Annotated in this window: 11 protein-coding genes; all 11 read right to left on the bottom strand. The window is 64.2% G+C overall.

Annotated features, from left to right (window positions below; genetic code table 11):
* Positions 1–231 precede the first annotated feature (231 nt).
* From phnP to phnE, 11 genes are read right to left on the bottom strand one after another with little or no spacing between them, the layout of a single operon-like run.
* Positions 232–981 carry a phosphonate metabolism protein PhnP gene (gene phnP, locus WBB95_RS20200; RefSeq protein WP_424489187.1) on the bottom strand — a complete coding sequence of 250 codons (750 nt, stop codon included), beginning with the start codon at positions 979–981 and terminating at the stop codon, positions 232–234.
* The gene (phnN, locus tag WBB95_RS20195; protein ID WP_424489186.1) at positions 972–1,544 is read right to left on the bottom strand and encodes a phosphonate metabolism protein/1,5-bisphosphokinase (PRPP-forming) PhnN; all 573 of its coding nucleotides are present in this window, start codon (positions 1,542–1,544) and stop codon (positions 972–974) included. The genes phnP and phnN overlap by 10 nt, the downstream gene beginning before the upstream one ends.
* Positions 1,544–2,689, bottom strand: a complete 1,146-nt coding sequence (locus WBB95_RS20190) for an alpha-D-ribose 1-methylphosphonate 5-triphosphate diphosphatase (RefSeq protein ID WP_424489185.1) — start codon at positions 2,687–2,689, stop codon at positions 1,544–1,546. The genes phnN and WBB95_RS20190 overlap by 1 nt, the downstream gene beginning before the upstream one ends.
* Positions 2,679–3,398: a phosphonate C-P lyase system protein PhnL gene (gene phnL, locus WBB95_RS20185; protein ID WP_424489189.1), complete on the bottom strand. Its 720-nt coding sequence runs from the start codon at positions 3,396–3,398 to the stop codon at positions 2,679–2,681. Before phnL ends, WBB95_RS20190 begins: the two co-directional genes overlap by 11 nt.
* Complete coding sequence (gene phnK, locus WBB95_RS20180) at positions 3,398–4,207, bottom strand: phosphonate C-P lyase system protein PhnK (RefSeq protein WP_424489188.1); 810 nt, start codon at positions 4,205–4,207, stop codon at positions 3,398–3,400. Before phnK ends, phnL begins: the two co-directional genes overlap by 1 nt.
* On the bottom strand, positions 4,168–5,034 hold the full coding sequence (locus WBB95_RS20175; RefSeq protein ID WP_424489184.1) for an alpha-D-ribose 1-methylphosphonate 5-phosphate C-P-lyase PhnJ: 867 nt from the start codon (positions 5,032–5,034) through the stop codon (positions 4,168–4,170). The genes phnK and WBB95_RS20175 overlap by 40 nt, the downstream gene beginning before the upstream one ends.
* Positions 5,027–6,103: a carbon-phosphorus lyase complex subunit PhnI gene (locus WBB95_RS20170; protein ID WP_424489183.1), complete on the bottom strand. Its 1,077-nt coding sequence runs from the start codon at positions 6,101–6,103 to the stop codon at positions 5,027–5,029. The genes WBB95_RS20175 and WBB95_RS20170 overlap by 8 nt, the downstream gene beginning before the upstream one ends.
* The gene (gene phnH, locus WBB95_RS20165) at positions 6,103–6,693 is read right to left on the bottom strand and encodes a phosphonate C-P lyase system protein PhnH (RefSeq protein WP_424489182.1); all 591 of its coding nucleotides are present in this window, start codon (positions 6,691–6,693) and stop codon (positions 6,103–6,105) included. Before phnH ends, WBB95_RS20170 begins: the two co-directional genes overlap by 1 nt.
* Positions 6,693–7,130: a phosphonate C-P lyase system protein PhnG gene (gene phnG, locus WBB95_RS20160; protein ID WP_424489181.1), complete on the bottom strand. Its 438-nt coding sequence runs from the start codon at positions 7,128–7,130 to the stop codon at positions 6,693–6,695. Before phnG ends, phnH begins: the two co-directional genes overlap by 1 nt.
* Positions 7,131–7,142: 12 nt before the next feature.
* Positions 7,143–7,847 (bottom strand): phosphonate metabolism transcriptional regulator PhnF, encoded by a 705-nt coding sequence (phnF, locus tag WBB95_RS20155; RefSeq protein WP_424489180.1) that lies wholly within the window; start codon positions 7,845–7,847, stop codon positions 7,143–7,145.
* Between the two features lie 36 nt (positions 7,848–7,883).
* Complete coding sequence (gene phnE / locus WBB95_RS20150; protein ID WP_424489179.1) at positions 7,884–8,666, bottom strand: phosphonate ABC transporter, permease protein PhnE; 783 nt, start codon at positions 8,664–8,666, stop codon at positions 7,884–7,886.
* Positions 8,667–8,799: the final 133 nt, after the last annotated feature.

Raw genomic sequence — 8,799 nt, 5'->3', positions numbered from 1 at the left:
TGAATCCGTGGGTAACCCGGCAGGACGCCGGGTTAGCCGTGTTGGGCCATGGATGGCCCGTCACGGCGGCCCACGGATTCAAGCCGGAGTGAGGGCATGCCGAGCCACAGCGAGGCACCGAGTGGAGAGGCAAGAGCCCTTTGCTTACTTTGGGGCTTTTCCAAAGTGAGTCGCCGTAAGGGCGAAACCCTAAGAAGCCATCACCCAAATAACGGATCCACACACATCCCGTCAGACAACCCGCCCATCCCAACCCACCGAAACATTCCGCGGCAACTCCCGCCGATGCCCCAGCAACCACGCATCCAGCGTATGCCCCACATGAGTCAACACCCCCAACTGCGCCCCCGTTTCCTCAATGCTGCGCAACGCCAACGTCACGTCATTGTGATTACGCGGCACCTGCGCCTGTGGCGGCATGGAGCAATCCACCACCAGCACATCCAGCGGCTCGCGTTGCAACCAGGCCAACGTCGCCGGCGGCAAACCCACCGTGTCAGTCAGATAAGCGATACGCCGCCCCTGCCCCTCCAGCAAATACCCCAGCGTCAATTTGGAATGCTGCAACGGCAACGCCGTCACACTCAGCTCACCAAACTGCCGCGTCTCAAACTCGGCAAACGGCTGGCTGAAATCCAGAATTCCTGGGTGCTTGTAGAGGTCAGACAAACCCTCCGGATCCGCCGGCCCATGCACCGGAATCACCAGCCCTTGCCCCCAGCGTAGGTGCAACAAACCCTGGGCGTGATCGGCATGGTAGTGAGTCTGGAAAATCCCGTTGAAGCTGCGCGGCGGGAAGCGTTCAGTCAGGTCAGGCAACCCACTGTCGATCAACCAGCGCTGGTCGCCGCACTCGATCAACGCGCTGCACGGGCGACGACGCAAGCGCTCGTCGCTGCGCGCCAGGGCGCACGCCGCGCATTCACAGCCGTACACCGGGACTTGCCGCGCGTCACCGGTGCCCAGCAACGTCAGGCGCACACCGAATCCCCGTGATCCAGGCAGCACAGCAGGCGCTCGACGGTGTGCTCCAGGGGCCCAGAGTTATCGAGCACAAACAACCCGGCGCCATTGCCGGCAATCAGCTCGGCGGTAAACCGTGCGTTCCGCGCCAGGCGCTCTTCAATGTCCGCCAAAGACTCCCGACCTCGCGCAATCAGGCGCTGGCGCAACACGGCTTGATCCACCGTCAGCAACAGCACCAACACCTGCGGATAACGCTCCAGGGTTTGCGCCAGGTGCGCGCGCGAGCCGTTGACCAACACGTGTTCCCCCGCGGCCAGCCAGTCGTCGATCTCACGGGGAATGCCATAGGCCAAGCCATTGGCCTGCCAGCTGAGGGCAAATGCGCCCTCGGCCTGCATCGCGGCAAACTGCTCCGGGCTCACGCCTTGGGCCGCTTCACCTACCGCTTCCGGCGAGCGGGTGATCACGCGGCGCACGATCCGGCAGCCGCGCTCGGCCAAGCGTGGGCGTGCGGCATCCAGCAGGCTGTCCTTGCCCGAACCGGATGGCCCGATGAGATAGATCAACCTGCCTGCCATCAAAACACCCTCTTCGCCTGTCGCCAGACTTGTTGCACTACAGGAAGCCCTTCGCGGCTGCGGGCCTGTACCAGGTCCGCGCGCAGGCCAATGGCAATTTCACCACGATCACTGAGGCCCGCCGCTTGCGCAGGGGCCAGGCTGATCATCTTGACCGCCCGCGAGAGGTCGCCGCCGTCCTGTTGGTCGGCCAGCACAAACGCCGCCTGCAACAGGCTGGCCGGGTAGTAATCACTGGAAAGTATATCCAGCAATCCGTCGGCAGCCAGGCCGGCGGCGGCCACATTACCCGAGTGCGACCCACCGCGCACCACGTTCGGCGCGCCCATCAAGACTTTCATGTTGAGCGCCTGGCAACCGCGCGCAGCTTCCAGCGTAGTGGGGAATTCGGCGATGGTCATGCCGTAGCGCGCCGACTCTTCCACATGGGCCAGCGTCGCATCGTCGTGACTGGCCACCGACAACCCGCGCTCCACGCAATGCGCGACGATCGCCGCGCGATAACGGTCGCTGTAGGTCTTCGAATTGGCCATTTGCAGCACGATAAACGCGTCCATGGTTTCGTCGTTCAAGTGGTACTTGCCCATGTAGTACTCACGGTACTTGGATTCAAGCACGAACTGGCGCTGGCCCGGCGAATGGTCCATCACCGACACCAGACGCACCAGCGGGTTTTCCACCAGGTCGCGGAACACGCTGAGGGTGTCCGGATGGCAGAGTTCGCAGCGCAGGTGCAGGCGGTGTTCGGCACGGGTCAGGCCGGCATCTTCGGCCGAAGCGATGGCATCGAGCATCGCCGGCAGTTTCTTCATGCGGTTGCCCTTGGGGTTCACGTCGCCGATGGACACCGCGTCGAACACCGTGGTGATGCCGGCCGCGATGATCTGCGCATCGTGGCTGAGCACCGCCGAAATCGACGGCCAGTCCACCCCTGGGCGCGGGGTCATGTGTTTTTCCAGGTTGTCGGTGTGCAGTTCCACCAGGCCCGGCAGCAGGAAATCACCGCCCAGGTCCTGGGCCTGCGGCAACTGGCTGCGGCCTTCGGCGAGGTCGACGATCTTGCCGTCGCGCAGCACCACGGAACCCAGGAACATGCGATCCGCCGTGACGATCTGGGCATTACTGAGGATCTGTTCAGCGGGCATGGGCGTATTCCTCTTCAGCGACGGGCGTTGGGGTCATGTCGAAATGGCGGTCGGCGACCGCTTCACGGGCGGCGCGGTCGTGGAAGATGCCGATCAGCGCGGCCCCGGCGGCCTTGGCTTCGTTCATCAGTTCCAGCACCACCTGGCGGTTGTTGTCATCCAGCGACGCGGTGGGTTCGTCGAGCAACATCACCGGCCACTCAACCATGAAGCCACGGGCAATGTTGACGCGCTGTTGCTCGCCACCGGAGAAGGTGCCGGGGGCCAACTGCCACAGGCGCTGCGGAATGTTCAGCCGCGTCAGCAGGTGTTCGGCGCGCGACTGCGCATTGGCTCTGGACCAGCCACGCGCCAGGGCCGGCTCCATCACCACGTCCAGGCAGGCCACCCGCGGGATCACGCGCAGGAATTGGCTGACGTAACCGAGGGTTTGCTGACGCACCTGCAAAATGTCGCGTGGCTCGGCGCCCACCAACTCCAGCCATTCACCGGCGTGCTGCACACGAATGCTGCCGCCCGCTGGCAGATAGTTGCCGTACAGCGTGCGCAGCAACGTGCTTTTGCCCGCGCCGGACTCGCCGTGCAGCACCAGGCATTCACCGGCCTGCACGCTGAACGCCACGCCGCGCAGCACGTTGAGCACCACGCCATGTTGTTGATGCAGGGTGAAGGTTTTCGAGAGGTCACGGACCTCGATCAAGGCATTCATCATGGCTGCAATACCGAAGACACCAGCAGTTGAGAGTAAGGGTGCTGTGGATCGTCGAGGATCTGGTCGGTGAGCCCGGTTTCGACCACGCGGGAGCGACGCATCACCATCAGGCGGTCGGCCAGCAGCCGCGCGACGGCCAGGTCGTGCGTGACGATCACCACGGCCAAATCCAGCTCGCGCACCAAGCCCCGCAGCAGGTCGAGCAGGCGCGCTTGCACCGACACATCGAGGCCGCCGGTGGGTTCATCCATGAACACCAGGCGCGGGCTGGACACGAGGTTGCGGGCGATCTGCAGGCGCTGCTGCATGCCGCCCGAGAAGGTGCGCGGCAAGTCGTCGATGCGTTGCAGGTCGATTTCTACCTGGCCGAGCCAGTCGAGACCGGCGCCGCGCAGTTGCTCATAATTGCGCACGCCCTGCGCCATCAAACGCTCGCCGATATTGGCGCCGGCGGACACGCCCATGCGCAGACCATCACGCGGGTTCTGCTCGACAAACCCCCATTCGGTGCGCAGCAAGGTGCGGCGCTCGGCTTCGCTGGCGCTGTAGAGGTCGAGCCATTCGCCGTCTGTGCTGCGGTAGCCGATGGTCCCGGCGTGCGGCGGCAGGCGCCCGCTCAACAACGAGAGCAAGGTGGATTTGCCCGAGCCGGATTCGCCGACGATGCCCAGCACTTCGCCGGGGTACAGATCGAAGCTCACGCCCTGGCAGCCTTTCTCCGGGCCGTAGAGCAACGACAGGTCACGCACTTGTAGCAACGGCTGGCTCACTGGTTGTTCTCCTTTACGCGCTGGGCGCAATACCACGTGTCGGAACACACAAAACTCTGGGTTCCCGCGTCGTCCAGAATCAGCTCATCCAGGAAGGAATCGTGGCTGCCACAGATGGCGCAGTTGTGTGCCCACTTCTGCACTTCGAACGGGTGGTCTTCAAAGTCCAGGCTGGTGACCTGGGTGTACGGCGGCACTGCGTACAGGCGCTTCTCGCGCCCGGCGCCGAACAGCATCAGCGCCGGGCTCATGTCGAGCTTGGGGTTGTCGAATTTGGGGATCGGCGACGGGTCCATCACGTAGCGCTCGTCGACCATCACCGGGTAGGCGTAGGCGGTGGCGATGTGGCCGAAGGTGGCGATGTCTTCGTAGAGTTTTACGTGCATCACCCCGTAATCATTGAGGGCGTGCATGGTGCGCGTCTCGGTTTCCGACGGTTCGATAAAGCGCAGCGGCTCGGGGATCGGCACCTGATAGACCATGATCTGGCCGGCCTGCAGCGCGGTTTCCGGGATACGGTGGCGGGTCTGGATCACGGTCGCGTCCGGCGTGGCTTCGGTGGTGGCGATGCCCGCGGTGCGCGCAAAAAAGCGCCGGATCGACACGGCGTTGGTGGTGTCGTCCGCGCCCTGGTCGATCACCTTGAGCACGTCGTCATCACCCAGAATCGCGGCGGTCAGTTGCATGCCGCCGGTGCCCCAGCCATACGGCAACGGCATCTCGCGGCCGCCAAACGGCACCTGGTAACCGGGGATCGCCACGGCCTTGAGCAAGGCGCGGCGGATCATGCGTTTGGTCTGCTCGTCGAGGTAGGCAAAGTTGTACGCCGGGTCACGTACCGGCGGCTGGGTCAGGTCATTCATGGCGGGAGCCCTCGGCCGGTTGGCGCAGTTTGCGGATCAGTTCCAGTTCGGCCTGGAAGTCCACGTAGTGAGGCAATTTGAGGTGCGAGACAAAGCCCGCGGCCTCGACGTTGTCGCAGTGGGCCAACACGAATTCCTCGCGCTGGGCCGGCGACACGACGTCTTCGTTGTATTCCTCGGCGCGCAGCGAACGGTCGACCAACGCCATGCCCATGGCCTTGCGCTCGGCATGCCCGAACGCCAGGCCGTAGCCGCGAGTGAACTGCGCCAGCTCAGTGGCCGAACCGACGAACTGATTGACCATTTCGCACTCGGTCACCTCGATGCTGCCCAGGCAGATCGGGAAACCCAGCTCTTCGGGGTCGACCCAGACCTCGACGTCACCGATGCGAATTTCACCGGCAAACGGGTGGTTGCGGCCGTAGCCGCGCTGGGTCGAATAACCCAGCGCCAACAGGAAACCTTCATCGCCACGGGCCAGGGTTTGCAGGCGTTCGGCGCGGCTGGCGGGGTATTCCAGCGGGTCGCGGGTGATGTCGGCAATGCTCGCGTTGTCGTCGGTTTCGTTCTTGATCAAGCCTTCTTTGGCGAGCAAACCGAGCACGCGCGGGCAGGCTTCAATCTGCGCCTCCTGCGTGGTCTGCGGGCCTGGGTATTCACCCTCGGCGAGCAGTGAAAAATCCAGCAGGCGGTGGGTGTAGTCGAACGTCGGGCCGAGCAGTTGGCCGCCGGGCACGTCCTTGAACGTGGCCGACAAACGCCGGCTCAACGACATCTGCGCCGTATCAATCGGCAGGCTCGGGCTGAAGCGCGGCAGCGTGGTGCGGTAGGCGCGCAACAGGAAGATTGCTTCGACCAAATCCCCCGCTGCTTGCTTGATGGCGAGCGCGGCGAGTTCTTCGTCGAACAGCGAGCCTTCGGTCATCACCCGTGCCACCGCCAACGGCAGTTGCTCGCGGATCTGCGTCACGCTCAGTTCCGGAATCGCAGTATCGCCCCGGCGCTTTTTCGCCAGCAGCTTGTGGGCATTGTCGATGGCCTGTTCGCCACCTTTGACGGCTACGTACATCAGGCACGCTCCTCTGCGACACGGCTGCTGCGTGGCAGGCCGATCAAGTGATTACCGGCGGCAAACAGCACGTCCAGGCCACGGGGAAAGGCTTCGCGACGCTGGCGCTCCAGCCAGAAGGCTTGCGGCACCGGCACATTGACCAAGCGCTGGGCCTTGATGCCCGGGCCGCGCCACTGCAGGCCGCGCCCGGCTTCGAGGTCGGTGAGCTGCACGAGCAAGGTGCAGGACTGGTCGGGGTAGCGGTCGTTGCCGTGGTCGAAGCCGCTGAGGTCGAGCAGGTCCGGTTCGCCGAGCAACGCGAACGCAGCCTTTTCGCGATGGGCCGTCAGCGGGCAGCCGCAGTGGAACGCCAGGTTGGCGCGGATCAGCGGCGTGTCGAAGCTCGGCGCCAGCCACAGTGGCGTGTCCATATCCAGCATGGCCAGGCACAGGGCATAAGTGGCGGGTGCGAGGCCATCGAGGCGCGGGGCTGACGGTAAATGCTGAATCAAACCCGGTTCGGCGAGTGCCTTGAGGGCTGCGCGAAAGCCGCGCTGGGCATCCAGTACCGGGTCGACAAACGCCGGTTGCAACAGGTGCGCATTCATCAGTTTTCTCCTCGAACCAGGGTGAAGAACTCAACCTTGGTGGCGGCCGTGTCGGCCTCTTTTCGCGCACGGCGGGCGGCCTGGGCAGTGGCCAGCGCAGTGATCAGATCACTGAGCCAAATGCTCGGCTGGGTGCCTTGCAGGTGGGCGTCGGCCAGCGCGGCCAGCTCGGCGTGAACCTTGTCGCGCCCGGCCCGGTAGCTGTAGCCGGTGCGGCCATCGGCCAGGCGTACCACGCAGCGGGTCACGCTCATTTCGCCGACGTTGAACGGCGCACCGTTGCCGCCCATGCGGCCGCGCACCAGGGTCATGCCGATTTCCGGGGCGCGGATGGTTTGGTATTCCACGTCTTTCAACGCAGCTTCGTGAGGTTGCAATTCATTGCGTTGGGCGCGGGCAAGCACGCCCATCCAATGCTGACGCGGGGACACGCTCATTGAGGACTCCATTCAAGTCACCACTTGGTACTGGAAGCGATCCGAACGGCTGGTGGACTGCGCCAGCTCCACCGGGCGGCCGTCGCGATCGCAGGAAAGGGTAAAAACGGTGAGGGCCGGCAAGTGCCGAGGCATCATCAGCAGCGCGGCTTCATCACGGTTGGGCAAACGCGCACCGATCAGGCTTTGGGTGCGGGTCAACGGCAGCGCTCGTTCACGCAGGTACTGGCGCAGCGAGCCGCCGTTGTAGTCAGCCAGCAACGGCGCACGGCTGGCGCAGTAGCGATGGCGGATCAGGCTGACGGGCTGCTGGTCGAGTTTGCGCAGGGTTTGCAGCTCGATCATTGGCGCCATTTCGGCAAGCCCTAAGTGCTGGGCTTCGTCGCGGCTGGCGTAGCAATAGCGGCGCTTGAGCAACACGGCCTGCACGCCGACGCCCTGAGCCGACAGCGATTGGCTGTAGGAGGTCTCGGCGCCCATCGAGTAAATCAGCGGGCGATCGAGCACTTGGGTGCCCTTGCCCTGACGGCGCAACAGGCTGCCTTCGAACACCAACTCGTCGATGGCGCGGCGCAGGGTGTGGCGGTTGACGCCGAAGCGCTCGGCCATGTGCACCTCGCCGGGCAGGAAGTCGCCGGCGCTGTAGCTGCTCAGTTCACGGCGCAGGATGTCCGCGAGTTCGCGGTACACCGGCTCATCTTGTCTAGACAACTGCATGCTTAAAAAAAGCGCCGCGCGGGCACCCCTCCGACGTCAGATGAACTGCTTGCGCAGGCGTTGGGACAGCACGTCGATACAGCTCACCACCACGATGATCACCAGCAGCACCGCGCAGGTTTGGACGAACTGGAAGGCGCGGATGTTTTCCCAGAGGATCACGCCGATCCCGCCGGCACCGACCATCCCGACCACCGTGGCCGAGCGCACATTGGCTTCAAAGCGGTACAGCGCGTAGCTCACCCACAGCGGCATCACTTGCGGGATCACGCCGTAGATCACTTCCTGCAGGGCACTCGCGCCGGTCGCTCGCACGCCTTCAACCGGGCCCGGGTCGATGGCTTCGACGGCTTCGGCAAACAACTTGGCGAGCACGCCGGTGGTGCTGATCCACAGGGCCAATACGCCGGCAAAAGGACCGAGGCCGACGGCGACCACGAACAACATGGCGAACACCATTTCATTGATGGAGCGGAAGGCATCCATCACGCGGCGCAGCGGTTGGTGCACCCACCACGGGGTGATGTTGTCGGCGCACAAGATGCCCAGCGGCACCGAGCAGACGATGGCCAGCACCGTGCCCCAGAGGGCGATTTGCACGGTGACGATCATCTCCTTGAGGTAGGAGCGCCATTCGTGGAAGTCCGGCGGGAAGAAGTCGGCGGCGAAGGTCGCCATGTTTCCGGAATCGCGGTACAGCGCCAGCGGGTTCATTTCCGCGCCGTGCCAGGCCCAGGCCAGCACGACCAGGAACAGGCCCCAGCCGAGGTATTGCGGCCAGGTGCGTTTGCCGACGGCTTCAGCGTGCAGAGTTGTCATGGATCACTCTCGATGATGGTTGGAACCGGGCTTATGTGGGAGCAGTTCTTAGGTGGGAGCAGGGCTTGTGTGGGAGCGGGCTTGCTCGCGAATGCGGTGTGTCATTCAACACATTCAGCGACTGATTCACCGC

The sequence above is a fragment of the Pseudomonas sp. genome (assembly GCF_049645325.1).
Lineage (GTDB): Bacteria > Pseudomonadota > Gammaproteobacteria > Pseudomonadales > Pseudomonadaceae > Aquipseudomonas.
This window is presented reverse-complemented; position numbering and strand designations above follow the sequence as displayed.

Excerpts from the sequence above, each read along its gene's own strand:
- phnE (WP_424489179.1), bottom strand. The coding sequence starts at position 8,666 with ATGACAACTCTGCACGCTGAAGCCGTCGGCAAACGCACCTGGCCGCAA.
- phnG (WP_424489181.1), bottom strand. The coding sequence starts at position 7,130 with ATGAGCGTGTCCCCGCGTCAGCATTGGATGGGCGTGCTTGCCCGCGCC.
- phnF (WP_424489180.1), bottom strand. The coding sequence starts at position 7,847 with ATGCAGTTGTCTAGACAAGATGAGCCGGTGTACCGCGAACTCGCGGAC.
- phnN (WP_424489186.1), bottom strand. The coding sequence starts at position 1,544 with ATGGCAGGCAGGTTGATCTATCTCATCGGGCCATCCGGTTCGGGCAAG.
- phnL (WP_424489189.1), bottom strand. The coding sequence starts at position 3,398 with ATGAATGCCTTGATCGAGGTCCGTGACCTCTCGAAAACCTTCACCCTG.
- WBB95_RS20190 (WP_424489185.1), bottom strand. The coding sequence starts at position 2,689 with ATGCCCGCTGAACAGATCCTCAGTAATGCCCAGATCGTCACGGCGGAT.
- WBB95_RS20175 (WP_424489184.1), bottom strand. The coding sequence starts at position 5,034 with ATGAATGACCTGACCCAGCCGCCGGTACGTGACCCGGCGTACAACTTT.
- phnH (WP_424489182.1), bottom strand. The coding sequence starts at position 6,693 with ATGAATGCGCACCTGTTGCAACCGGCGTTTGTCGACCCGGTACTGGAT.
- WBB95_RS20170 (WP_424489183.1), bottom strand. The coding sequence starts at position 6,103 with ATGTACGTAGCCGTCAAAGGTGGCGAACAGGCCATCGACAATGCCCAC.